This window comes from Psychrosphaera ytuae, assembly GCF_017638545.1.
Lineage (GTDB): Bacteria > Pseudomonadota > Gammaproteobacteria > Enterobacterales > Alteromonadaceae > Psychrosphaera > Psychrosphaera ytuae.
In genome coordinates, this window is record NZ_CP072110.1 from 1,115,207 (window position 1) to 1,141,923 (window position 26,717).

Genomic DNA, 26,717 nt, shown 5'->3' on the forward strand with positions numbered 1-26,717 from the left:
CAAAACGAATGGCAAGTTTGGTCCTCAGTGATAACAAGCAAAATCACAAACAAGGAATACCGTGAAGTCTAAAATACCAAATGAACTGTTAGCGCCGTTTCCACAGCCTTTTAACTTAGCGGTGTACAAACAACGGCTAAATGAATTTAGCCAATGGAGCGAGCAGCAATTCAACTTAATTTCGGTACGAAAGTTAGTTCAGGCCCGGGCAACGTTTGTCGATTTTGTATTACTCAATGTCTGGCAACACTGCCTGTTGCACGAAGAAGCGGACGTCACATTGTTAGCCGTCGGAGGTTTTGGGCGTAGCGAACTACATCCTCAGTCAGATATCGACCTACTGTTACTTTCGAGTAAAAAGCTTAGTGCCAGTTCAAATGAGAAAATATCTCAGTTTTTAACTTTGCTCTGGGATTTAAAGTTTGACGTTGGGCATTCGGTTCGCACCATAAAAGACTGTATCAACATTGCCTCAGAAGACATCACCATCGCAACAAACCTGATGGAACGTCGGCTGATATGTGGTAACAAAATTAACTTTGAAATATTGGAACAGAAGTTAGCCGAGTCTAACTTTATGACCAGTAAAGCGTTTTATTTAGCAAAACGTGAAGAACAAGAACGCCGACACGCTCGCTACCACTCAACGTCATATAACTTGGAGCCTAACTTAAAAGCCAACCCAGGCTGCTTACGCGATCTGCAGACAATTTCTTGGGTCGCTAAAAAACACTTCAACACTCAGTACACCGCCGAGCTCGTTCAGCACGATTATCTCTTACCTGACGAATACCAAGAGATGTTGGAATGTCGTGACTATTTGTGGCAAATGCGTTTTGCTCTGCATTTAGTCGCTGGTCGCAATGAAAACCGCTTATTATTTGATTATCAGCCCCAAGTAGCAGACAAAATGGGCTTTGGTAAAGATGGTAAAGCCGCAGTAGAACGGATGATGAAACGATTTTTCCGAGTTGCTAGACGGGTAACTGAGCTTAACACCATGTTGTTGCAGCGCTTCAATTCGGCCATATTGGGTAATGAACAAGACATTCAAATCATCGATGATGATTTTGCTATTCATGGCCGCTCGATGTTAGTCCGTCACAATGATGTGTTCTTTTATCGTGCCAACATAATTAAAATGTTCATCTTGATCGCAGACCATCCTGATGTGGAAACCTTGCACTCAGACACTATTCGGTTGTTACGTCGAGTCCGTCGTCGCTTAATGGGTGATTTGCACGACCTCGAAAAATGCCGCACTGAATTTATGAGGTTTTTACGCCATCCTAATGCATTGGGACACGCATTTACATTAATGGTACGTCACAGTGTTTTGGCAAACTATATGCCCAATTGGCGCCACATTGTTGGTCAAATGCAATTTGATTTATTCCACGCATACACGGTTGACGAACACACTCATCGCCTACTGAAAAACATTCATCGATATTCCTTGCCAGAGTGCAAAGACGAGTTTCCTATATGCAGTGAAATATACAAAAAGCTGGATAAACCAGAACTGCTTACTCTTGCTGGTATCTTTCATGATATCGGTAAAGGACGTGGCGGCGATCACTCTAAATTGGGAGCAATCGACGCAACTCACTTTGGTCAGCTACACGGCCTTCCATCTACAGATACCAAGCTAATTAGCTGGTTAGTAAGCAATCACCTGCTAATGTCAATTACCGCTCAAAAGAATGATATATATGACCCTGGTGTTATTAATGAATTCGCTAAAAAAGTTCGCGATGAGAATCGTTTAAACAATTTGTATTGTCTTACTGTTGCAGACGTAAGAGCGACCAATACAAACTTGTGGAATGAATGGAAAAACACGCTTTTGGCCGATCTCTATTTAGCGACACAAAGGGTTCTTAGAGCTGGTGTCGAAAATACCAAGGACATGCGTGAAACAGCAAAGTCTCACAAAGAGCAAGCGCTATTGTTGCTTGCTGAAAAAGGCTTAGATACTTCTCGAGCAGAGCAAATCTGGAAGCAATTTAGAACCGTTTATTTCTCTCGTCACAGTGCACAGCAAGTGGCTTGGCACACTGAACACCTACTTGAACACAAGCAGCGAACTAAAAAACCTTTGGTTTGGCTAAGTGATCAAGCCGTTCGTGGGGGGACTCAAGTGTTCGTTTACACCAAAGACCGAGCTGGTTTGTTTAAAGATATCGTGTCTGTGTTCCACAACAAAAACGTCAATGTTGCAGATGCCCATATCCTCAACACGAAAGACGGTTATTTGATAGATACTTTTATCATTTTAGACCAAGACAACAGCGTGATAAGCTCAGATCAGCGACGTGCTGATATTAAACAAACCATCGAGCAAGTCTTAACAGGTGAATTGTCCATTACACACGCTCAAAAACGTGTACCTCGACAAATTAAACAGTTTAAAATTCCGGTACGAGTCCGCTTTATGGATGCCAAAAGTAATCAGCGAGATATGATGGAACTCACGGCGCTGGACAAACCGGGTCTTTTGGCAAAAATTGCCAAAGTATTTAACGAAAATGATATCCTTCTCTACTCAGCCAAAATCTCTACGAATGGCGAAAAAGCAGAAGATATATTTAAGATTTCAACAGCTCAAAGAGAAAAACTCAATGAGCAACAAAAAGAACAGTTAGTAGCGGCTCTAAACGCCGAACTGAACGATTAATGTTAAAGGAACATCATGTCTGAACTACAAACCATCATTGAAAACGCATTTGAAAACCGCGAAGCCATCACTCCAAACACAGTGACAGAAGAAGTAAAATCAGCGGTTGAACAAGCCATTGAGTTACTCGATAGCGGAAAAGCACGTGTTGCTGAAAAAATTGCTGGTGAATGGGTTGTACATCAATGGCTAAAAAAAGCGGTACTGTTGTCTTTTCGAATTCGTGACAACGAGTTAATGGATGGCGCAGAGACTAAATTCTGGGACAAAGTAGACAGCAAATTTGCGAGCTATTCGGAACAAGACTTCCGCGACCAAGGTATGCGTGTAGTACCACCAGCGGCGGCCCGTAAAGGCTCATTCATCGGTAAAAACGTCGTATTAATGCCGTCTTACACAAACATTGGCGCCTACGTCGACGAAGGCACTATGGTTGATACATGGGCGACGGTTGGCTCGTGTGCTCAAATCGGTAAAAACGTTCACTTATCTGGCGGTGTTGGTATTGGTGGTGTACTTGAGCCTCTTCAAGCTAACCCAACAATTATTGAAGATAATTGTTTCATTGGCGCGCGCTCAGAAGTAGTTGAAGGTGTTGTTGTTGAAGAAGGTTCTGTCCTTTCTATGGGTGTGTACATTTCTCAATCTACCCGTATATACGACCGTGAAACAGGTGAAATTACATATGGCCGTGTTCCAGCAGGCTCTGTCGTTGTTCCTGGCTCTCTGCCTTCTAAAGACGGCACACACTCTCTTTACGCGGCTATCATTGTCAAAAAGGTCGACGCTCAAACACGTGCTAAAGTGGGTGTAAACGCGTTACTACGTAGTATTGAAGACGAATAATTTAAAACGCAATTAAGCACTAAATAATTTATGAATTTTGGGTAGCTATAGCTACCCATTTTTATGTGTGATTGGAACAGTAAAAATGATCGATGACCAAAAAACGCTCGTAGAAGCTATCAATACCGTTATGCCCTTTGGTAAATATGCAGGCCGAAAATTACTTCAACTTCCAGAACCTTATTTAGTTTGGTTTCACAAAAATGGCTTTCCACAAGGTAAACTTGGTGAGCAACTCGCGCTGATGTATGAAGTTAAACTGAATGGCCTTGAAGGAATATTAAAACCCTTTATTACAGACTGATTAACATTTTGTAATACTTTTTTTTCATTAGTTTTTTTTATCTGTATTAGCCTGCTGTTATTTTCGGAACATCGCAATGATAGCGCCTGCTGCAGATAAGAAATATTTTTCTACATTTCACTCCATAACCGCCACATTACAAAAATATTACTCATTACGAGAAAATTTTTTCTACAAATCTATTCATAAAACAGCTAGGTTCAAGCTCGTGCTTTAGGAGAAAACCCCAATGAAGGGTTTAAAGCACGGTCTCACGTCAAAGGATTGCATCTAATAATAAGTTCAGCGCAAAGCTGAACGTCAAAGAGAATATGAATAGATGACAAATACTAAAAACAAACTTCCAACTATGTCGGCAGTTGCTTTAGCAACAGCGACAATCGTTGGCGCTGGCTCTGTCCATGCTGCCAATTTTCAAGAAGTCGAGAAAAAAGAGTACGTTGGTACGGCCTCTGAATTTGCAGAGTGGAAAGCCAAACAACGTGAAATGCTTTTTGAAGACAGAACTGACCAATTCATTGTCGAATACCTTGAAGGTGTTGATACAAAGCGCGAAGTCAAAAAAATGGCTAAGCGTCTTCGCAAAGCGTTAAAAAAAGACAAGTCGATTAAATACAAGCGCAAGTTAAAAAACAAAAAGCACATCTTTAAGCTGGCTGAATCGATCAACCGTAAAGAGCGTAAAGCATTTTTAGACGCGATTCGCGCAGATAAAAACATTAAGTTTGCAGAAATGGACCCTGTCCGTTACTTAATGTCAGAGAACGTTCCTTGGGGTATCCCAAACATTCAGGCCGATCAAGTTTCTGACGCACAAGCTGGTAACATGACGGTGTGTATCATCGACTCAGGTTATGAAGCTACAAACCCAGATCTAGCTGCGAATAACGCTACTGGTACAAACGACCCTGGTACGGGTAACTGGTATCAAGCAGGTGGCTCACACGGTACTCACGTAGCAGGTACAATTGCTGGTGTTAATAACAGCGAAGGTGTTGTTGGTGTAATGCCAAACACAAATGTTAACTTGCATATCGTTAAAGTATTTAACGAAAGTGGTTGGGGTTATAGCTCTGACTTAGTTACAGCGGTTAATACGTGTGTGAACAACGGTGCAAAAGTTGTAAACATGAGTTTAGGTGGACCTTCTGCAAGTACTTCTGAGCGTAATGGCTTAGAAGCAGCGTCTGCTCAAGGCGTATTATTAATTGCAGCATCAGGTAACGACGGTGACGCTAGCCTTTCTTACCCTGCGTCTTACGACACAGTTATGGCTGTAGGTGCGGTTGACGAAACAGGTAAACACGCTGAGTTTTCTCAATTTACACCTCAAGTTGAAATCGCCGGTCCAGGTGAAGCTGTATTATCAACCGTTGCAGGTGATGGTCGTTTAGGCTCTATCACTGTCGGTGGTACTACATGGGCAAACGACCGAGTTGTTCCACAAACTCACTACATTCAGAGTGGCTCTAGCTATGTTGTTTCTAACGTAAACGGCAGTGCTTCAGGCCAACTAGCGAGCTGTACGTGGACAGGTTCTTCGTATAACTGTTCGAACGTAGCAGGTAACATCTGTGTTGCTGAACGTAACGACAACCAAAAAGGCAGTAACTACCCAGAAATTAACCCAGCTAAAGCCTGTGCTGACGCTGGTGCATCAGGTGTTATTGTATACAGTAATGCAGACCGTCCAGGCCTACAAAACCCATTCTTAGTTGACGCAACCAATGCGGTTAACATGCCACACGTTTCTGTAAACCGTGCATTAGGTCAAGAGCTGTTAACACGCCTTGGTCAAAGCGCATCAATTACAGTTACAGCAAATCAAGACTATGCTTACTACAACGGTACTTCAATGGCGACGCCACACGTGGCAGGTGCTGCTGCACTAGCTTGGTCTAACAACATCTCATGTACAGCAGAACAAGTACGTGCCGCGTTGAAAGCGACAGCTATCGATTTGGAAACTGCTGGTCGTGATGACAAGACAGGTTACGGTCTAGTACAAACAAAAGCAGCGTCTGATTACCTAGCAAATAACTGTGGTGGCGGTACAACTCCTCCTCCGACAGGCGGTAACGAACTAACTAACGGTCAAGCGGTTACAGGTCTTTCTGGCTCAGCAAACCAAGAGTTAGAGTTCACTTTAGAAGTACCAGCAGGTGCAACTAACCTTAACTTCGCGATGAGCGGTGGTACAGGTGACGCAGACCTTTACGTTAAGTTTGGTTCTAACCCGACAACGTCTAGCTACGACTGTCGTCCATGGTTAAACGGCAACAACGAAAGCTGCCCAATCTCAAACGTTCAAGCGGGTACGTATTACGTTAAAGTTATCGGTTACAGCGCATTCAGCGGTGTGAGCTTAACTGGTAGTTATACAGCTCCTGCAACAGGTGGTGGTTCTGGTTTCTCAACGACTGTTGATAACATCAGTGCAAGCCGAAATACTTGGAAATACTACACAGTTGACGTTCCTGCTGGTATGAGCACGTTTGATGTAAGTACTTACGGCGGTACTGGTGATGCTGACTTATACATCCGTTACGGTGCACAGCCTACTACATCAGCGTATGACTGCCGTCCGTACAAAGGTGGTAACAACGAATCGTGTTCAGTATCTAATCCAACTGCAGGTACTTGGCACATTGGTATCCGCGCTTATAGCACCTTCTCTGGTGTAAGCATGGATGTTTCATACCAACCTTAATAAATAACATGGTCTACTCCCAACCATAATTAAAAACCCTCCAATTGGAGGGTTTTTCTTTGTTTGTTAATTATAGTTAGCAATTACATGACATCAGTAGCACTGAGCCTTTCTAACTCTTCTGTCAATTGTTGTACTTTGGTTTGGAGTTTTTGTTTGCGCTGTGAAACCCTGCGCTTAGAGCTTTTTTTACTCGAACGAATCCATTCATAAACACGTTTGTTAGATACTCCAAATTCTTCCGCTACTTCCGAGATTAGCCGGTTTGACGCATTAATTTCGGCGATAACTTGGTGTCTCACTTGTTGTTCAGAATTTAGCATAATGATCTCCTATAAAGTCGATACACTTTGTAAAGAAAGATTTGTGCCGTAACTGTATGAGTATGATTTTGTTGATAATTAATAAGCACTCATTTTCTTACTCACCGCTTGTCTCACCACAATGGCGCAAACCTGCCCCAGATTGGGTTGCGTATATAGTGAAACAATCAAACAAAGTGGCCCTAGGCGGTCATTGTATACGGGGCTTTATGGCGATTTCTTTAACAGTATTTGAAGGTTTAATGACGTTTGTTAATTATTCCTCTGCCGCAAAGATTAACTCTTGATAGGCACCCGAAATAGGTAAGTCAAAATATTCCATTATGGTCGATTGTGCTTGTACTCGATAGCTATTGTATTGACTCCCTGCACAAGTTTGTACTGGATAGAGCGGCTTTCCTAATTGTGATTCAAGCTCAGCTTGAGCAACTGCCTTAGGTGCTACTAACACGTTTTTTCCTGGCCAGTAAGGCTTTGTACCTCTGCATACAAACGCCTGTTGTTCAGGTCTTAATTGGTATTCATCTATAAGCCCCGACCAATGCGCAAGTTCGTGCAGCAAGACCTGTGCAGTATCTTGTTCATCAATAAAAATAAGGTTGTCGCGTGTGTTGGCGTTACCCTGCTTTGTCACAATAATCCAATGAGTAGATTTGGCTTTGTCATCCGTCGGGCGATACCGCTCCTTAATTCGACTTAATAAATTTGAATGGCATTGAGCACGTCCAAACTCATCCTCTGGGCATATTGCCAATAACCTTGGATCAATTATTGGCTTAGAGAAACAATACCTGCCCCCTTTGTTAAAGGTCGACATAAAGTCCAATATAGAGGCGAGGTTTTGAGCATGGCGCTCAGAGCCGACTAACGCTTGGACTAACTGAGTACAACGCTGTGGCTCTGTTTTGGATTCAAAATGGTTTTTCGGCAAAGCTATTGTACTTGCTCTTTGAAGTAAACTTACTGCTAATTGTTCCACTTCTTCTGAGTAATTATCGGTTTTGTAAGTAAGCTCAAACAACTCGGTTAAGGCCCAAAGGCCATCAAACATACTCTGATAATGAGGACTTAATACTGCGTTAGCTAAGGTGTCAGACTTCTGTGTTAACCAAAGGGGGAGTTCAGGTAATTGACCAATACGAATTTGTTTCAAACCATACTCTATTAACGCTTGCGGGTGATCTTTTGCGACAAGGTATTCGAGCCAAAACTCATCTCCAGTATCTTCACTAGGTGCTGCTGTTCCTTTAGCTTCTAACACTTTATACAATTGCCACGCAGCTTGAACATGTCCTTGCTGAGCGGCGCTAGTTAGGTAGGGTAAATATTGGCTAATTTGATAGGCTTGGAATTGAGCGGAGGCATTTTGTTGCTCCGCCGCTGCGTATATATAAGTAGATGAGGCCTCAAAGTGACGCTTCACCTCTTGTTTAGACAAGATAATACTGTCTGATGTCAAAAGCCAAACTATGGCGATTGACAGGCTTTTAGTTAACCAGTGAAGCCTCATACTGCTGACGTGCTTTTTCATATAGTTTGTTGAGTTCTAAACGAGCGTATTTGTATTCAACAAATTCATGAACACCGGTTGATAATGCAAGCCTAAAATAGTTTTTGGCTTTTTCATCATTACCCAAGCTAAGCTCTTTTTTGGCTAAATAAAAGTATCCTTCACAGAGACGTTCTGCCAACTCTCGTTGAGATCTCAGGTTTTTACCCATGTTCGTAATGAAGTTTTGCTCGTCGAGATTACCCAATAACATCTGCACAATCTCGAATGACCAAAGTTGATTGTCCAATTGAGTCGAATTGTAGATTAGGCGTAATCGAGCACCCTCAGCATCTTTATCTAGCTCAGAAAAGTATAACCATATTGCCCGATAAGGATCTTGTGGCTTTTCGAAATAAAACTGCTCAAAGTCTTCCATCGCAAGCTCATTTCGACCGTAATAATGAAGCGCAATACCACGATTTAACTTAACGTACTTGTGCTCTGGGTCAATTTCTAGAGCCGAATCGAACGCTTCAAAGGCTTGTGTATACTGCCCCATCAACGTTAAATGAATCCCGATAAAATTATAAGCATCAGCAAAGTCTGGCTTGTGTTCTAACGCGCGACGAAAGTCGAGTTGGGCAAGCGAGCGCAGTCCCAAACTGTCGTACATTACACCACGGTCGTACAATAGCTCTGCTAACTTGTCTTTTTCGAGTTGAGCGTGGTTAATAATCTGGGTCAGCTTTGCTATGGCAAGCTCGCTTTTATAATCCACTCGTAATGGCTCCGTTATCACTACGTTATTTACGAAGTGCGGCTCACTATTTATTGGTGTTTTATCAGTCGAAGCACAGCCACTGACCAACAGCGTCATGGCCAACGTAATGGCCAACAATGTAACGCCAGAAAATTTCATGATTACTCCTTTTTTTGACGCTTTATTAATACCACAAAACGTCTTTAAACAATAAGTCTGGCACAAAAAAAGAGAGCCTAAGCTCTCTTTTTATTCATTAACCTTGAAAAATCGGTTATTCAGCAGACGCTTCAGCTTCTACTGCTTCTTTCATGCTTAGACGCACACGGCCTTGACGGTCGATTTCAAGTACTTTAACTTGAACTTCTTGACCTTCAGATAATACGTCAGCCACATTCTCAACACGCTCTTGAGAGATTTGAGAAATGTGAACTAAGCCGTCTTTACCTGGTAACACGTTAACAAACGCACCAAAGTCTACGATACGTGCAACTTTACCTTGATAAATCTTACCTACTTCTAGGTCAGTCGTTAGTTGCTTAACGCGAGCGATACACGCTTCTGCACTTGCACCGTCTGTTGCAGCAATTTTAACTGTGCCATCGTCATCGATTTCGATAGTAGTACCTGTCTCTTCAGTAAGAGCACGGATAGTCGCACCACCTTTACCGATAACATCTGCAATCTTCTTCTGAGGGATCTTAACAGTGTAGATACGAGGTGCAAACTGAGACATCTCTTCACGGTGACCACCGATCGCTTCGTCCATAACACTTAGGATATGAAGACGTGCCGCTTTCGCTTGAACTAGAGCCTTGTCCATGATCTCACGAGTGATACCTTCGATCTTAATGTCCATTTGAAGAGCTGTGATACCTTCTGATGTACCCGCTACTTTAAAGTCCATGTCACCTAAGTGGTCTTCGTCACCAAGGATGTCAGAAAGAACAACGAAGTTGTTATCGTCTTTAACTAGACCCATCGCGATACCCGCAACAGATGCTTTAATAGGAACACCTGCATCCATAAGAGCAAGAGATGAACCACATACTGAAGCCATTGACGATGAACCGTTAGATTCTGTGATTTCCGAAACTAGACGAACTGTGTACGGGAACTCTTCTTGAGTAGGCATAACCGCAGCAACACCGCGCTTAGCAAGACGACCGTGACCAATTTCACGACGCTTAGGAGAACCAATCATACCTGTCTCACCAACACAGTACGGAGGGAAGTTGTAGTGCAACATGAAGTTGTCACGACGTTCACCTAATAGTGAGTCAATGATTTGTGCGTCACGCTCTGTACCTAATGTAGCAGTAACGATTGCCTGAGTTTCACCACGGGTAAATAGTGAAGAACCGTGCGTACGTGGCAAGATACCAGTCTTAACATCTAGTGCGCGAACCATGTCTGGGTCACGACCATCGATACGCTTCTCACCTGCTAGGATGCGAGAACGTACAACGTCTTTTTCTAAGTCGTGTACTAGCTCAGAGATTTCTTTTTCGTTGAAGTCTTCTTCGCTTAGCTCTTCTTCTAATTTAGCAATTGTTGCTTTTTTAACTTCGCCAACGGCGTCGTAACGAGCCATTTTGTCAGCAATAGAGTAAGCGGCATCGATGCCTTCTTTTGCTAACTCAGCTACTTTAGCTTTTAATTCTGTGTTTTCTTCTGGTGCTGACCATTCCCACGCAGGGTTGCCAACTTCAGCTGCAAATTCGTTGATTGCAGTAATCACTTTCTGCATTTCGTCGTGGCCGTATACAACCGCGCCTAACATTGTCTCTTCAGACAATACAGCAGCTTCAGATTCAACCATAAGTACAGCATTTTCAGTACCAGCAACAACCAAGTCTAGGTCGCTAGTCGCTAATTCTGTTTGAGATGGGTTAAGAACGTATTGACCTTCAACAACACCTACACGAGCCACACCGATTGGTCCGCTAAATGGAATACCAGAAATAGAAAGCGCTGCTGATGCACCGATCATTGCAACTAGGTCTGGTTGAATTTCTGGGTTTACAGAAACAACTGTACATACTACTTGTACTTCGTTTTTGAAACCTTCTGGGAATAATGGACGAATTGGACGGTCGATAAGACGTGCAATTAGCGTTTCTTCTTCTGAAGGACGACCTTCACGCTTGAAAAAACCACCTGGGATTTTACCTGCAGCGTATGCTTTTTCTTGGTAGTTAACAGTAAGCGGGAAGAAGTCTTGACCTTCTTTTGCTTCTTTTTTACCAACTACAGATACGAATACTGATGTGTCGCCGATGCTTGCCATAACAGCAGCTGTAGCTTGACGTGCGATAACGCCCGTTTCTAGAGTGACCTCGTGCTGACCATATTGGAATTTTTTGATAATTGGAGTCACGTTTTTTTTCCTTTCTTTTTGATTCAGGTTTTATCTTAAAGCGCTTTTATGACGGCCATATTTCACTTCTCACACGACCACGCTGACTGAATCTAATATTTTCGTTTTAAGTTCGAGGCATATTATACGTAGGTCAAGTTTGAAAGCTATTAAAAATAAGTTTCAGGCACAAAAAAAGGAGCAAAAAATGCTCCTTTTTCTAATTTCGAAAATTCGAAATATTAGCGACGTAGACCTAAACGCTTGATCAAGTCGTTGTAACGCTCAAGGTTTTTACCTTTTAAGTAGTCTAAAAGGTTACGACGTTGGCTAACTTTGCGTAAAAGACCACGACGTGAGTGGTTGTCTTTCTTGTGGCTCGCAAAGTGGCCTTGTAGCTTGTTGATGTCTGCAGTTAATAATGCAACTTGTACTTCAACAGAACCAGAATCTTTTTCGTTCGCACCAAATTCAGCTAAGATTGCTGCTTTTTCTTCAACGCTTAGTGACATAAGTCTCTCCTAAAAATAATAAATGTTGTTGTAGCCGATCACTAACTCAGCCCAACAGGAAGCTCTTAGTTTGTCTTTACAGATAAAATAAGAGCGCGCATTCTACCGAATGCAGGGTTTAATTCAAGCTTTATTTAAACCACAACTAATCGTTTGACTTTAACTTCGCCTTTAGAAAACTCGACAACGCCAGCAAACTCGTCACCCTCTGCCGCAAAAGCCACAAACTCATGGCCATCGAGGTTTTGCAAGCCTTGTTCAAACACATCTTGATTAGCTAACACTAACGCCTCGTATACCGGTACTGTTTGTCCAAAGCGCAAAGTCTGGATGTCTTTTGCTGGCATAACCAATTTAGGTAAGCCAATCAAGGCGGTTTGCATTGGCAGAAGTTGGCTATCCAATGCAGTGTAATCAACCCCGCTATAACGGTCGCCTTCCACTTTTAAAGCGTCATCTAAGTTGTCGTCTTTAAGTTGTTGGATCTGCTCTAAAGTCAACATTCGATCCGCTGGATAATTAGCAACTTGAGTGCGTCGCAACACTTTTACATGTGCCCCACAACCTATGAGTTGACCCAAGTCGTCTATCAAGGTTCGAATGTAAGTCCCCTTTGAACATCGGACCTGAAAATCAACTTCATCGCCGCGAAAGTCCAATAACTCAAATTCAAAGATAGTGATAGGACGAGCTGGGCGGTCAACCGTAATGCCTTGCCTTGCTAACTTATACAATGGCTGACCATTGTGCTTAAGCGCAGAGAACATAGTTGGAACCTGTTTGATATCACCTGTCAAGCTTGCCTTTAACCGTTCGATTTCTTCAATCGACGTTGACACTGGGCGGGTTTCAACTATTTCACCGTCGGCATCACTTGTATCGGTACGCTCACCTAACTTTGCGGTAACGAAGTAACTTTTGTCCGAGTCCAATAAGTATTGGCTAAACTTAGTCGCTTCTCCCAAACATACTGGCAACATGCCTGTTGCCAACGGGTCCAATGCACCTGTATGCCCTGCTTTAGCCGCGCCGTAAATAGCTCGCACTTTTTGCAGCACATTGTTAGACGACGCACCTTGAGGCTTGTCGACTAACACAATGCCGTTGATATTACGGCCTTTGCGTTTACGTCCCATGAATTAATCGTCCAAGTCTTCCGCTGGATTATCACCTGACTCAGCACGACGCGTTTTGTCCTTATTAATGGCATCGTCTACTTTCTTAGACATTTCGATACCGGTCACTAAGCTGTTGTCATACTCAAATTTAACTTCAGGCACGATACGCAAACGCATGCGCTTACCGATTTCTGAACGGAAAAATCCACCAGCTTTGTTTAAAATATCTATAGCTTGTTGAATTTCTTCACCTTCTTTTCCAAAGAAAGTAACAAACACAGTGACATACGCTAAGTCTTTAGAAACCTCAACGGCCGATACTGTTGTCCAGCCCACGCGTGGATCTTTAAAATCGCGCTGCAAAATCATCGCAATTTCTTGCTGCACTTGTTGTGCAACTCTATCTGTTCTCGAAAAGTCTCTTTGCACTTTTCTCTCCTACTTTTAACTCTTTATCGCATAACCACAAAAAAGGGGCTCGCGCGCCCCTTTTTAATCTCGTTTAATTCCTTTTTGTTTTGGAATTAAAGAGAACGCTTAACCTCTACGATTTCAAAGACTTCGATCATATCGCCGACTTTAACATCGTTGTAGTTCTTAACGCCGATACCACATTCCATACCGTTGCGAACTTCTTGTACGTCGTCTTTGAAGCGACGCAGTGATTCAAGCTCACCTTCGTAGATAACAACGTTGTCACGAAGTACGCGGATTGGGTTGTTACGCTTAACCGTACCTTCAGTAACCATACAACCAGCAATTGCACCAATCTTAGGCGACTTAAATACGTCACGTACTTCAGCTAGACCAATGATTTCTTGCTTGAACTCAGGCGCTAACATACCAGACATTGCTTGCTTAACTTCGTCAATCAAGTCATAGATAACGCTGTAGTAACGTAAATCGATGTCTTCTTGTTCCATTAGACGACGTGCACTTGCATCGGCACGTACGTTAAAACCAACTACGATTGCGTTAGAAGCTTGCGCTAGTGATGCGTCAGTCTCAGTTAGACCACCAACACCACTACCAACGATGTTAACTTTAACTTCGTCTGTAGATAGTTTAGTCAATGAATCAGTAATCGCTTCAAGTGAACCTTGTACGTCAGTCTTAAGAACAATATTAAGTTCTGAAACGTCACCTTCTTCCATGTTGGCAAACATGTTTTCAAGCTTCGCTTTTTGTTGACGTGCAAGTTTAACTTCACGGTACTTACCTTGACGTGCGTTCGCAACTTCACGCGCTTTACGCTCGTCACGTACAACAGTCGCTTCGTCACCCGCTTGTGGTACACCAGAAAGACCTAAAATCTCTACCGGAATTGAAGGACCTGCCTTTTCAATCGGCTGACCGTTTTCGTCTTTCATCGCTTTAACACGACCGTATTCAAAACCACAAAGTACGATGTCACCGCGCTTCAACTCACCTTCTTGAACAAGAACCGTAGCAACTGGACCACGACCTTTATCTAGACGTGATTCGATAACAACACCGTGCGCTGCACCATGGTCAACAGCAGTTAACTCTAGTACTTCTGCGTTTAAGCTAATCGCTTCTAGTAACTCGTCAATGCCTTGACCTGTTTTAGCAGATACGTGGATAAACTGAGTATCGCCACCCCAATCTTCAGGGATTACGTCTAGTGCAGATAGTTCGTTTTTAACGCGATCAGGATCTGCAGTTTCTTTATCGATTTTGTTAACCGCAACAATCAAAGGTACGCCAGCCGCTTTCGCGTGCTGTACCGCTTCTTTTGTTTGAGGCATTACACCGTCGTCGGCAGCAACCGCTAGAACAACGATATCTGTTGCTTTAGCACCACGAGCACGCATTGATGTAAACGCCGCGTGTCCTGGAGTATCTAAGAAGGTGATCATGCCGTTTTCAGTGTCTACGTGGTATGCACCAATGTGCTGTGTAATACCACCAGCTTCGCCTTCTGCGATCTTAGCCTTACGGATGTAGTCAAGTAATGATGTTTTACCGTGGTCAACGTGACCCATTACTGTAACAACTGGTGCACGAGTTACCGCTTCACCTTCACCTGACGCGCGATCCGCTAGTAGGTTTTCTTCTAATTCATTTGATTTAGCTAAAACAAACTTATGGCCCATTTCTTCAACTACAAGACTTGCTGTCTCTTGGTCAAGAACCTGGTTGATGGTAACCATCTCACCCATTTTCATCATTTGCTTAACAACTTCAGCGCCCTTTACAGCCATCTTGTTAGCAAGTTCTGCAACAGTGATCGTCTCACCAATCTTAACAACTTGCTCAACAGGAGAAGCTGGCTTTTGGAAACCGTGTTGGTTTTTAGCTTGCTTACCTTTTTTACGACGACCGCCTTGGTTAAAGCTCTCTTCGTTTTGACCGCCTTTCTTCTTAGACTTGCGGCGAGCTTTTTTCTCTTCTTCTTGGTCTTGATCGTCTTCTGCTAGCTGTGCATATACAGAGCTATGAACGTGAAGATCTTCTTCTTTTTCGTGCTCTAATTTGTACTTGCGTTGCTCTTCAGCTTCTTCCCACTCTTTGGCTTTTTCTTCTGCCAATTTGCGAGCTTCTTCAGCTAGCTTTGCAGCTTCTTCTTCTGCTTTTTTAATTGCTTCTTGTTCAAGCGCTAAACGAATGCGTTGCTCTTCAGCAGTCTCTTCTGGGTCTACTTTTTTCTCAGCAGACTTCGGAGCTTGAGCCGCTTTTGCTTTTGCTTCCGCTTTGCGCTTTTCTTCAGCTTCACGCTTCGCTTTAGCTTCAGCGTCGCGTTTTGCTTTAGCTTCCGCTTCGCGTTGTGCTTTTTCTTCAGCTTCGCGCTTGGCTTGCTCTTCCGCTTCTTGCTTTGCTTTTTCTTCAGCTGCTGCAATTGCCGCTAGCTCTTCAGCACTGCGCTTAACGAAAGTACGCTTTTTACGAACTTCTACTTGAACATTCTTTTGTTTGCCTGAACCACTGTTAACGCTTAACGTACTTTTTGTCTTGCGTTGTAATGTCATTTTTTTAGGCTCTGCGCCTTCGCCACCATGGGCTTTACTTAAGTGATCAAGTAACTGCTTTTTCTCAGCTTCATTAACCATATCGCCAGCAGACTTTTTAATTCCTGCTTCAGCGAATTGTGAAACCAGCTTCTCAACCGGAGTACCCACATCTTGGGCTAGTTTTTCTAAACTAACTTCTGTCATATTTTTAACTACCTCCGTTGAACCTTATTACTCTTCGCTAAACCATACGATGTTACGTGCAGCCATAATTAACTGGCCTGCTTTCTCTTCGTCTAGCTCTTCGATGCCTTCTAAATCATCGATACCTTGTTCAGCTAACAACTCTAAGTTTGTTACGCCTTTGCTCGCCAACACGTACGCTAAGTGACGGTCTACGCCTTCAAGGTTTAGCAAATCTTCTTCTGGTTCTGCATTTTCAAGCGACTCTTCATTTTTAAGTGCTTGTGTTGTCAACGTTGCTTTTGCGCGTGAACGTAATTCTTCAACTGTCTCTTCGTCAAGACCGTCTACTTCCAATAACTCGGCTACTGGTACGTAAGCAACTTCTTCTAGTGATGAGAAACCTTCTTCAACTAATAATGTTGCGAATTCTTCATCGATGTCCAAGCCATCAACAAACAACTGAATTGTTTTGCTGTTTTCTGCTTGGTGTTTTTCAGCCATGTCTGCTTCAGTCATTACGTTCAGTTCCCAACCAGTAAGCTGGCTAGCTAAACGAACGTTTTGACCGTTACGGCCGATTGCCATTGCAAGATTGTCTTCTGCAACTGCGATGTCCATTGATTTACTGTCTTCATCAACAATGATTGATGCCACTTCTGCTGGCGCCATTGCGTTGATTACAAACTGTGCTGGGTTATCGTCGAACAATACGATGTCTACACGTTCGCCATTAAGTTCACCCGAAACAGCTTGAACACGAGCACCACGCATACCAACACAAGCACCTACTGGGTCGATACGACGGTCATTTGACTTAACCGCAATTTTCGCACGAGAACCTGGATCACGAGCAGCAGCAAGAATATCGAGCATCTCTTCGCCAATTTCAGGAACTTCGATTCGGAACAGTTCGACCAACATTTCTGGCTTAGTACGGCTAACAAATAATTGTGGGCCACGTACTTCAGGCTTAACTGCGTATAAGTATGCACGTACACGGTCACCTGGACGGAACGTCTCACGCTGAATCATATCTTCGCGATAAAGTACTGCTTCAGCATTGTTACCTAGGTCTAGGATAACGTTGTCGCGGTTCATCTTTTTAACGATACCAGTGATTAACTCACCAACTTGGTCGATGTACTGCTCTGCAATTTGTCCACGCTCTGCTTCGCGTACTTTCTGTACGATTACTTGCTTAGCCATCTGCGTTGTAATACGGTCAAATTTAATTGATTCGATTTGCTCTTCAACGTAATCGCCTAGTTGTAGCTCTGGATCGTCGTATTGGGCAGCCGACAAGCTCATCTCTGCACTTGGGTTTTCCATCTCGTGATCATCTGGAACAACTAACCAACGACGGAACGTGTCATATTCACCCGTTTCTTGGTCAATCGATACACGCACTTCGATTTCAGCAGTGTGCTTCTTCTTCGTTGCAGCTGCTAAAGCAAACTCAAGTGCTTCAAAAATTTTCTCGCGTGGCACGGCTTTTTCATTCGATACCGCTTCTGCTACCAGTAATAGTTCTTTTGCCATTATACTTCGCTCCTTAATCTGGTTAGTCGAATCGAGCAACTAAGTGCGCTTTGGCGACGTTATCAATCAAGATTGAAAACACCTGGTTATCGACTTCAATGTTAATCATATCGCCTTCAACTTCGACTAATGTCCCTTTGAAATTGCGACGACCGTCTTGCGGTACATTCAGTTTCACGTTTACTGTTTCGTTTACTACTTGCTCAAAATGCTTGGCAGTAAACAGCGGGCGGTCTACCCCAGGAGATGAAACTTCAAGGTTATACTCGGTAGAAATTGGATCTTCAACATCAAGAATTGCGCTTACTTGACGACTCACATCAGCACAGTTGTCGACAGTAATACCATCTTCGTGATCAATATAAATACGCAAGGTAGAATGATTACCTGCACGAATGAACTCGACACCAAGCAATTCAAACTCCAAAGCTTCAACCGCAGGTTGTAGCATTTCAGTTAAACGCAGTTCTAGGTTAGTCAATTCACCACTCCTATCGCTAATTTTAAATACAAAAAAAGGGCCTAAAGCCCCAGTTGCATGCACTTTTGTCAAGTACACCACTTAAACTGTGAACGGAAACTAAAAATCCCCGACGTTGCGAGGCTATAGATTCCTGTCTTACTAGCATCAATTTATGAATACAATATGAATTTGTCAAAAATACCTGACTATACATCAATTTATAAATTGGTTGCGGGAGCCGGATTTAAACCCAGTGACCTTCGCGCTCTTATAAAGAGTTGAGCCCGAGGGCGCTTCCACAGCTTTTACATATTGCTACTAAATTGGTTGCGGGAGCCGGATTTGAACCGACGACCTTCGGGTTATGAGCCCGACGAGCTACCAGGCTGCTCCATCCCGCGCCAGTAGACTTGAGCTGTTTATATTAATGTCGTCGGCTCCGACGACCTTCGGCTGAAAGCCTTAAATTTCTTAGCGTTTTGCTAATCAATTTCGATGGCGTGCATTATACGTATCTACTCTAGATATTCAAGTTATTAGTGCTCATTTATATAATAAACTTCAACACTCACCTATAGCATGCATAAAACCATCATTTGAATACGGAGTTCGCTGAGTCCAACAATCTCATTTAGGTTTTTATCACATTAATATAGAATTATGGCAACAGAAAAATACAAAGTTCGAGAGAGATTATGCCAAAACACGGACATGCAAAAAATTTGTCAGAAGTCATAGGTCAAACAGATCTTCTAACTATTCCAAGTCTAAGTAAATTAACTGGCTGTGATATCGCAGTTAAATGTGAGTTCCAAAACCCAGGTGGTTCAGTAAAAGACCGAGCAGCACTACAGATGGTTCTGGCGGCAATGGAAAGCGGCGAATTAAAACCAGGTATGACAATCGTCGAAGGTACCGCTGGAAATACCGGTATCGGCTTAGCCATCGTTGCAAAAGCATTGGGCTTCAAATTGAAAGTTGTAATGCCTCGTGGTCAAACAAAAGAAAAAGAACAAATGATTGAGCTACATGGAGCTGAGTTGATTTTGGTCGACCCAGTACCTTTTGCTAACGAAAATCACTTTTACCACACAGCCCGTCGCATCGGCGAGGAGCATAATGATCACTGGTGGGCCAATCAATTTGAGAACACATCTAATGCTGATGCTCACTATTTACATACAGCCCCTGAAATTTATCAACAGACTGACGGAAAAGTTAGTATTTTTGTCTCTGCAGCGGGCACTGGCGGCACGTTAGGCGGGATCACAAAATACCTAAAAGAACAAAACCCAGACATCAAAACGATTTGTATCGACCCTTGTAGCTCAGGTATTTATTCGTTTCTTCAAAATGGTGAATACAAAGCAACCCCGGGCAGCTCATTTACTGAGGGAATTGGTATTATGCGCTTGGTTGAAAATTTCAAGCAAGCCTCTGTAGACTATGCTCTCAATATTACCGATCAAGACATAGTTACGATTGCCAATTACGTAAGACATAACGACGGACTCGTGCTTGGTAGTTCTAGTGCTTTGAATGTGGCGGCTGCGTTTTATGCTGCGATTAAATTTGGGCCTTTATCTAACGGACAACCTCAATCCTTGGTAACCATTGCTTGTGATTTGGGAGAGCGCTCTGTTTCTAAACTTTACAATCCGGCTTTTCTTGAAGAAAAAGGTATCGATGTAAACAAAGATACTATTGAGAGCCTACTAAACAGATATAAAGAAGATACGGACCTAATTAAACCAGTGACACACAAATTTAATTAGGCCAAATCTAAAACCCTTTGATATAGGGATTAATGAGTGCGGTATACCTTCACCGAATCGTAGCCGTGCTCATGTAATAATAAAGCTTGCAAGCGACTCATTACGCCTCTATCACAATACAAATAATATTGCTTAGATTGGTCTAGGTCTCCAAATTGAGTTGCCAATTTAAAGAACGGAATCGCTTTTACCTCGATACCTTCTAATTCAAGCGGATTGTCATCTTCTTCATCTGGGCTTCTGATATCCAACACGACCGAACCTTCAGGTAGCTCTGTGACCTGCTCAACTTCTTGGACTTCTTGATGGGTTTCTTTTTCGATGTCACGGACATCCATTACTGTGGCACTATCAACAACTTGATCTAACAAGTCAAAGTTAAAGTTGGCCTCGTTCTCCTCAACCACGGCTAACACAGCTTTTGTAGTTGGTTTTTTAGAGATAACTCCACAGTATTCAGGCATCGCTGCAGCTAAGTCATGGCTGCCAATTTTTCTAGCAGTGTCAATGATTTCAGCTTTATCAATGTGGATCAGCGGTCGTAAAATTAAGGTTTCTGTTACGCGGTCGATGACGTTGAGGTTGGTTAACGTCTGTGAAGAAACCTGACCTAAACTTTCACCTGTAACCAAAGCTTTAATATTAAATTTGGCCGCTACTTTTGATGCTGCTCTCATCATCATTCGCTTTAGAACAACGCCCATTAGGCCATTGTCTATTTTTTCTAGAATTTCCGCGACGACAGGCTCAAAGTTAACCGAGATAAAGCGGGTTTTGTGCGAACTACTGTAATTACTCCAGATTTGATAAGCGGCTTGTTTAACGCCAATTTCGTGTTCTTTACCACCTAAATTAAAAAAGCAGAAGTGAGTACGGGCACCGCGACGGATCATATGGTACGTGGCAACACCAGAATCAAAGCCACCAGACATCAAAGACAGAACGTCTTCTTGACTTGGTAAAGGCATACCACCCAGACCGCGATAATGTGCAGTGATGACTTGTAAAACATCATCTTTTAGGTCAGCTTTGATCGTTAATTCTGGTTTGCGCAAAGATACACGAGCTGATTCGACCGCTTGATTGAGGCCGCCACCAATATATCGCTCTAGGTCAGAAGACGTAAAATCATGTTTACCTGTGCGTTTGATTCGAACTGCAAATGTCTTACCTTCGATTTCTTCCAGCCAATGGCTCGCAACATCTTTGTAGGCTTGGTCAAAATCTACAAATGGATACTCGATCACTTCGTTGAGTTGGTCCACGCCAGGCACTTTTACAATGAGGTCTAACATTTTTTGGCGTTCTTGAGCTGTTGCCTGTGGGGCATCAACTAAAATATCGCTCCAACGTGAAATAATATGTGCCGATGGGTGAACTCTTTTCAAAATGATACGTAAGTTAGATTCAAGTAGTTTACAAAACCGTCTTCTAACAGAACGACTTTTGACATTGATCTCCGGGTGGTACTTCACGATTAATTTCATAACAACTCAACTGATGTAATCTAGGTTTGCGCAATTTGCGCAGCAAGACACTTTTATATCTGAAAAATAAAAAAGCGGGCTTCAAATAAACCCGCAATTATACATGGTGATCCTGATTAGGAAAAGGCTGACCGAGGCTTGGTCGTGAGTTATTGATCTGAAATGGAAATACGCTCAGACTCTTTTGCTTTACCTTGCATTATCGACACTTCTACTCGTCTATTGATACGGCGATTTGCATTGGTGGTGTTAGGTACTAATGGTCGAGTGTCAGCATGTCCTACGACAATAATTCGGTTTTTATCAAAACCTGGGGTTTTAACCATCTCTGTCGCAACGGCGACCGCTCGTTGTGAAGACAAGTCCCAATTATTAGTAAACAACTCATTGGTTACGTTGATGTCATCAGTATGTCCAGAGACGGTGATTTCACCTGGTACATCATTTAACACCAAAGCGACTTTACGGATAATCGGTTTGAATTGATCTTGCAAGTATGCGGAGCCAGACGGAAACGAGCCGTTTTCTCTTATTCTAATGATGAGCTGTTGACCAAGTGACTCAAGTTCTATTGCGCCATCGATAATTTCTTGCTCCATCTGCTGAGCAATCTTTTTGAGAAGTTCGTTAACTTCCTCTTGCTCTGAAGAAGACTCTGCTGAGGACTCAGACTCAGCATCGGCAGTAGCCGAACTCATTCCACCTCGCATTTCGGCAGTTTGCTCCTGACGACCACCTGCCGACTCGTCTTCACCCTCTTCAAATTCGAGAACTTGCTGAGTAATTTCAATCGTTTGCTGTTGGATGATTTCTATCGGCGTGGGCTCGGGACGGCCCGGTCTAAATTCTTGTGCAATGACTGAAGTGCCCTTTGGAATGTCTTTAACTTCAAGCTTGTTCTGAACACCAAATGCAAACTTCATTGACCCAGCAATTTGTTTGAACTTTAAAACGTCCATCTCTGCAAAAGATAACAGCAATACAAAAAAGCACATTAACAGCGACATGAGATCCGCAAAGGTCCCCATCCACGCGGGGAGGCCTTCAGGAGGACATTTTGGGCATTCTTCTTCAGCCATTATTATTCCTCAGTATCAATTTCGCGTTTTGATGCTGCGAGATAATTGCGAAGCACACCTTCAATGACTTTAGGGTTTTGGCCATCTTGAATACCTAACACCCCATCCATAATAAGACTTTGGTTTAGTTTTTCTTCTTCAACGCGCAACCCTAACTTGTGCGACATTGGCAATGCGATAACGTTCGCCAAAAATGCACCGTACAAAGTTGTCAGAAGTGCTACGGCCATTGCAGGTCCAATCGACTTAGGGTCGTCCATGTTAGATAACATGGCTACGAGACCTACGAGTGTACCAATCATACCCATTGCTGGCGCTATATCGCCTAGGGTTTTAAATATGCCCGCACCCATTTCATGGCGCTCTGTAGTCAATTGGATATCTTTTGACAAAGTAGCCCTAACCACTTCGCCGTCATGGCCGTCGACTAACAAGTCCACACCCTTTTGTAAAAATGGATTACCAATTTCTGCTTCTTCCAAAGCCAAAAATCCACCTTTACGGGCAGAATCAGCTAACTCTACAATTTTTTCGATAAGTTCTTCGGGCGTTTCGATTTTGAAAGAAAACGCTTTACCTGCAATTTTACCGGCACTGATAAATTGTGGGAGGGTGTAGTTAGAAAGGAGTACGAAAGTCGAACCACCAAATACGATTGCAATAGAAGGAACGTCGACAAACATGGCGATACCGCCGCCCAAAATCATAGCCAATACGATGAAGCCAATGGCTCCAATCATCCCCACTATACTCGCTAAATCCACGTTTCACTCCCGGCGCATAAGATATTGTACTAAGTGTAATTATCGACAGTTAATCTCGCAACTTAAATATTATCGGTAACTTAGGCACTTAACTGCTCGATTATTATTCGATTTAGTTTCATTTTAGACTATTCGAATTGAATAACCACCGCTTTTGAGTTACCTTTACCGGCTAATTTTGGCAGCCTTTTAGCTATTAAAAATAGTACAAATTAAAAAGCGAAACAGAAGCGATTAGAGACTTATGTCAGAGCAAAATAACATTACCTTTGAGTCAGCGATGAGCGAACTCGAACACATAGTTCAACAGCTAGAGTCTGGAGACCTAGAGTTACAACAGTCTTTACAGTTGTTCGAACGCGGTATTGAGTTGACTCGACTTAGCCAAAGTCGTTTGCAAGAGGCTGAGCAAAAGGTTCAAATTCTAATGGAAAAGCAAGGCAATCTAGAACTACAGTCATTTTCTGAACCTGAGCAACAAGGTTAAAAATTGATGGTAATTCAATATCAGGTTGCTGAGGTAAAGCAACACATTGAAGCGGTCCTGAGTAAAAAGCTCAAAAATGCGAAAATTGCTGATCCAAAGCTTAATGAAGCCATGGAGTACTCTTTGCTTCTTGGAGGCAAACGACTCAGACCATTTTTAGTGTATGCAACGGGCAAACTATTTGGCGCGTCTCAGTACGATTTAGATGCATCGGCAGCGGCTATCGAAGCTATCCACAGTTACAGTCTTATTCACGATGACTTACCAGCTATGGATGACGATGCACTGCGCAGAGGCAAACCTACTTGCCACGTTAAGTTCGATGAGGCAACCGCCATTTTAGCCGGTGACACTCTGCAATCTTTTGCGTTTTCGAGCTTAACATCACACAGCTTCGAGGCTGTTTCTGCGCAAAACCAGCTAAAATTAGTGCAAGTTATTGCAGATGCCGCAAATCAAATGTGTGCGGGTCAGAGTATTGATTTGCAGAGTACCGACTCTTCTCTTTCTGACTTAGCCTCGTTAGAAAATATGCACCGTTTAAAAACAGGGGCCCTCATCTCGGCAGCTGTTCAATGTGGTGCTATAACGGGTAACGCAACAGAAGAGCATTTAGCTTTACTTGTTGAATACGCAAATGCGATTGGCTTGGCATTTCAGGTCTGGGACGATGTTTTAGATATCACCTCTGACACTGTTACTTTAGGCAAGCCGCAGGGTTCCGATGAGAATGCCAACAAAACCACGTATCCTGCACTAATGGGATTAGAACAAACTAAAGACAAAGCCAAGGCGTTGATCGCGACTGCAATCGCAGCTTTGGATAAATTGCCATACGACACTGACGAGTTAGCTCAGTTAGCGCAATATATTATTGAAAGAGATCATTAATACCATTATGACTGTTAACATCGCGGATTATCCGAATTTACAAAAGGCTTTATTGCCACCCGAACTAAGACAATTGCCACAAGAGCAGTTGCAGTCTGTCTGTGAAGAATTAAGAGCCTATTTACTTAATTCTGTGAGCAAGAGCTCTGGTCATTTTGCGTCTGGACTGGGTACGGTCGAATTGACCGTCGCATTACATTATGTCTACAACACTCCTTACGACCGATTAATCTGGGATGTAGGCCACCAGGCTTACCCACATAAAATCATTACAGGTCGTGCTGATAAAATTCATACGATTCGTCAAAAGGAAGGGTTGCATCCGTTCCCATGGCGAGAAGAAAGCGAATACGACACACTAAGTGTCGGTCACTCTTCAACGTCAATCAGTGCTGCTCTTGGTATGGCTATTGCCGCGCAAGCACAGAAAAAAGCAAATCCAGAACAACCAGCGCGAAAAGTATGTGCTGTGATTGGTGACGGTGCGATGACGGCAGGTATGGCGTTTGAAGCCATGAACCACGCAGGTGATATTAAGCCTGATATGTTGGTGATTTTGAATGACAACGACATGTCAATATCAGAAAATGTCGGTGCCCTAAACACTCATATGGCTAAACTGTTGTCGGGTAACCTTTACACCACTTTTAGAGAAAGTGGCAAAAAGTTATTAAGTGGTATTCCGCCAATCAAAGAGCTTGCAAGCCGTGCAGAAGAACACCTCAAAGGTATGGTTGTACCATCGACTATATTTGAAGAGTTAGGGTTTAATTATATTGGTCCAATTGACGGACATGATGTAAATGCATTGGTCGACACACTTCGCAACATGAAAAACCTGCAGGGTCCGCAGTTTTTACACATAGTGACCAAAAAAGGTAAAGGCTACGAGCCAGCGGAAAACGATCCGATCAAATACCACGCGGTACCAAAGTTCGATCCAAATGAAACGTCTTTACCAGCAAGTAAAGCAACGTCGCCAACTTATTCAAAAGTCTTTGGTGACTGGCTTTGTGACATGGCTGAACAAGATGACAAGTTACTTGCGATTACCCCGGCTATGCGTGAAGGCTCTGGAATGGTGCGCTTTTCGAAAGAGCACCCAGAGAAGTATTTTGACGTCGCTATTGCAGAGCAACACGCAGTAACCCTTGCTGCTGGTATGGCATGTGAAGGTTACAACGCTGTAGTTGCGATTTACTCTAGCTTCTTACAACGAGCGTATGACCAGTTGATTCACGATGTAGCTATCATGAACTTACCGGTATTATTCGCGATTGACCGTGCGGGTGTGGTTGGTGCTGATGGCCCTACCCACCAAGGTTCATTTGATATTAGCTTTATGCGTTGTATCCCTAACTTAGTGATTATGACACCAAGTGACGAAAACGAATGTCGTCAAATGTTGTACACCGGACATAAGTTAAATCAACCTGCAGCTGTTCGTTACCCAAGAGGTACGGGGTTGGGCGTTGAAATCCAACAACAAATGACGGAATTAGAGATTGGTAAAGGACGTATCATCAACGACATGTATGATACGACAATTGCGATTCTTAACTTTGGTACCTTCTTAGGTGAAGCTGAAAAGGCCGCAGAACAACTTGATGCAACATTGGCAGATATGCGTTTTGTTAAACCTATGGATTTAAGCTTAATTGATGATCTTGCCGCTCGTCATCCATTACTCGTTACTGTAGAAGATAACGCCATTGCCGGTGGTGCGGGTTCCGCAGTAAATGAGTACTTAAACATGAAAGGTTTGGGTAACAAGGTATTAAATATTGGTTTACCAGATCAGTTCATTAAACACGGTACCCAACAAGAGATTTACCAAGAACTTGAGTTAGATGCTGACGGTATTGTCGCCCAGGTTCGCCGTTTCTTTGAGCGTTAATAAAATCTCACTTACTTCGGTAATTCAAAACCAAAAAGGTCAGAGATAGTCTGACCTTTTTTAGTTTTAATAGCGT

The 26,717-nt window shown here is 43.0% G+C and carries 21 protein-coding genes and 1 tRNA gene; 8 read left to right on the plus strand and 14 right to left on the minus strand.

What is annotated here, in order from left to right:
• Positions 1–61 precede the first annotated feature (61 nt).
• The 4 genes from glnD to J1N51_RS04920 all read left to right on the plus strand — a co-directional run bounded on the left by glnD (position 62) and on the right by J1N51_RS04920 (position 6,537).
• Positions 62–2,677 carry a [protein-PII] uridylyltransferase gene (glnD, locus tag J1N51_RS04905; protein ID WP_232842860.1) on the plus strand — a complete coding sequence of 872 codons (2,616 nt, stop codon included), beginning with the start codon at positions 62–64 and terminating at the stop codon, positions 2,675–2,677.
• A 15-nt stretch (positions 2,678–2,692) separates the two neighbouring features.
• Positions 2,693–3,523 (plus strand): 2,3,4,5-tetrahydropyridine-2,6-dicarboxylate N-succinyltransferase, encoded by an 831-nt coding sequence (gene dapD / locus J1N51_RS04910; RefSeq protein ID WP_208832856.1) that lies wholly within the window; start codon positions 2,693–2,695, stop codon positions 3,521–3,523.
• Between the two features lie 85 nt (positions 3,524–3,608).
• Entirely contained in the window at positions 3,609–3,827 is a 219-nt protein-coding gene (locus tag J1N51_RS04915; RefSeq protein ID WP_208832857.1) for a DUF3820 family protein, read from the plus strand.
• 319 nt (positions 3,828–4,146) lie between these two features.
• Positions 4,147–6,537 (plus strand): S8 family serine peptidase, encoded by a 2,391-nt coding sequence (locus J1N51_RS04920; protein ID WP_208832858.1) that lies wholly within the window; start codon positions 4,147–4,149, stop codon positions 6,535–6,537.
• Positions 6,538–6,620: 83 nt separating this feature from the next.
• On the opposite strand, the gene J1N51_RS04925 is transcribed toward J1N51_RS04920, so the two are convergent.
• The 11 genes from J1N51_RS04925 to J1N51_RS04975 all read right to left on the minus strand — a co-directional run bounded on the left by J1N51_RS04925 (position 6,621) and on the right by J1N51_RS04975 (position 18,662).
• Complete coding sequence (locus J1N51_RS04925) at positions 6,621–6,860, minus strand: transposase (RefSeq protein ID WP_208832859.1); 240 nt, start codon at positions 6,858–6,860, stop codon at positions 6,621–6,623.
• A 256-nt stretch (positions 6,861–7,116) separates the two neighbouring features.
• Positions 7,117–8,391, minus strand: coding sequence for a hypothetical protein (locus tag J1N51_RS04930; protein ID WP_208832860.1), 1,275 nt, complete (start codon positions 8,389–8,391; stop codon positions 7,117–7,119).
• Positions 8,348–9,271, minus strand: a complete 924-nt coding sequence (gene nlpI / locus J1N51_RS04935; RefSeq protein WP_232842861.1) for a lipoprotein NlpI — start codon at positions 9,269–9,271, stop codon at positions 8,348–8,350. The genes J1N51_RS04930 and nlpI overlap by 44 nt, the downstream gene beginning before the upstream one ends.
• A 115-nt stretch (positions 9,272–9,386) precedes the next feature.
• The gene (pnp, locus tag J1N51_RS04940; RefSeq protein WP_208832861.1) at positions 9,387–11,492 is read right to left on the minus strand and encodes a polyribonucleotide nucleotidyltransferase; all 2,106 of its coding nucleotides are present in this window, start codon (positions 11,490–11,492) and stop codon (positions 9,387–9,389) included.
• 221 nt (positions 11,493–11,713) lie between these two features.
• Entirely contained in the window at positions 11,714–11,983 is a 270-nt protein-coding gene (gene rpsO, locus J1N51_RS04945; RefSeq protein ID WP_208832862.1) for a 30S ribosomal protein S15, read from the minus strand.
• A gap of 134 nt (positions 11,984–12,117) precedes the next feature.
• Complete coding sequence (gene truB / locus J1N51_RS04950; protein WP_208832863.1) at positions 12,118–13,119, minus strand: tRNA pseudouridine(55) synthase TruB; 1,002 nt, start codon at positions 13,117–13,119, stop codon at positions 12,118–12,120.
• A gap of 3 nt (positions 13,120–13,122) precedes the next feature.
• Positions 13,123–13,470: a 30S ribosome-binding factor RbfA gene (rbfA, locus tag J1N51_RS04955; protein WP_408635893.1), complete on the minus strand. Its 348-nt coding sequence runs from the start codon at positions 13,468–13,470 to the stop codon at positions 13,123–13,125.
• Between the two features lie 155 nt (positions 13,471–13,625).
• A complete protein-coding gene (gene infB, locus J1N51_RS04960) occupies positions 13,626–16,277 on the minus strand; it encodes a translation initiation factor IF-2 (RefSeq protein ID WP_208832865.1) in 2,652 nt (883 codons plus the stop codon).
• Positions 16,278–16,304: 27 nt separating this feature from the next.
• Positions 16,305–17,798 carry a transcription termination factor NusA gene (gene nusA, locus J1N51_RS04965; protein WP_208832866.1) on the minus strand — a complete coding sequence of 498 codons (1,494 nt, stop codon included), beginning with the start codon at positions 17,796–17,798 and terminating at the stop codon, positions 16,305–16,307.
• A gap of 22 nt (positions 17,799–17,820) precedes the next feature.
• Positions 17,821–18,279 (minus strand): ribosome maturation factor RimP, encoded by a 459-nt coding sequence (gene rimP, locus J1N51_RS04970; protein WP_208832867.1) that lies wholly within the window; start codon positions 18,277–18,279, stop codon positions 17,821–17,823.
• 306 nt (positions 18,280–18,585) lie between these two features.
• A tRNA-Met gene (locus J1N51_RS04975) sits at positions 18,586–18,662 on the minus strand.
• A 294-nt stretch (positions 18,663–18,956) separates the two neighbouring features.
• Between J1N51_RS04975 and J1N51_RS04980 the strand changes: the two genes are divergently transcribed.
• Positions 18,957–20,036, plus strand: coding sequence for a cysteine synthase A (locus J1N51_RS04980; RefSeq protein ID WP_208832868.1), 1,080 nt, complete (start codon positions 18,957–18,959; stop codon positions 20,034–20,036).
• A 29-nt stretch (positions 20,037–20,065) separates the two neighbouring features.
• Here the strand turns inward: J1N51_RS04980 and thiI are convergent, their stop codons facing one another.
• The 3 genes from thiI to pomA all read right to left on the minus strand — a co-directional run bounded on the left by thiI (position 20,066) and on the right by pomA (position 23,366).
• The gene (gene thiI / locus J1N51_RS04985) at positions 20,066–21,523 is read right to left on the minus strand and encodes a tRNA uracil 4-sulfurtransferase ThiI (RefSeq protein WP_208832869.1); all 1,458 of its coding nucleotides are present in this window, start codon (positions 21,521–21,523) and stop codon (positions 20,066–20,068) included.
• A 149-nt stretch (positions 21,524–21,672) separates the two neighbouring features.
• Positions 21,673–22,602, minus strand: a complete 930-nt coding sequence (locus J1N51_RS04990) for a flagellar motor protein MotB (protein WP_208832870.1) — start codon at positions 22,600–22,602, stop codon at positions 21,673–21,675.
• A gap of 2 nt (positions 22,603–22,604) precedes the next feature.
• Positions 22,605–23,366: a flagellar motor protein PomA gene (gene pomA, locus J1N51_RS04995; protein ID WP_208832871.1), complete on the minus strand. Its 762-nt coding sequence runs from the start codon at positions 23,364–23,366 to the stop codon at positions 22,605–22,607.
• A 244-nt stretch (positions 23,367–23,610) separates the two neighbouring features.
• Here pomA and J1N51_RS05000 point away from each other — a divergent pair, with 244 nt between their 5' ends.
• From J1N51_RS05000 to dxs, 3 genes are read left to right on the plus strand one after another with little or no spacing between them, the layout of a single operon-like run.
• A complete protein-coding gene (locus J1N51_RS05000) occupies positions 23,611–23,853 on the plus strand; it encodes an exodeoxyribonuclease VII small subunit (RefSeq protein ID WP_208832872.1) in 243 nt (80 codons plus the stop codon).
• A gap of 6 nt (positions 23,854–23,859) precedes the next feature.
• On the plus strand, positions 23,860–24,744 hold the full coding sequence (gene ispA / locus J1N51_RS05005; protein WP_208833328.1) for a (2E,6E)-farnesyl diphosphate synthase: 885 nt from the start codon (positions 23,860–23,862) through the stop codon (positions 24,742–24,744).
• Positions 24,745–24,751: 7 nt separating this feature from the next.
• A complete protein-coding gene (dxs, locus tag J1N51_RS05010) occupies positions 24,752–26,641 on the plus strand; it encodes a 1-deoxy-D-xylulose-5-phosphate synthase (RefSeq protein ID WP_208832873.1) in 1,890 nt (629 codons plus the stop codon).
• The last annotated feature ends 76 nt before the right edge of the window (positions 26,642–26,717 follow it).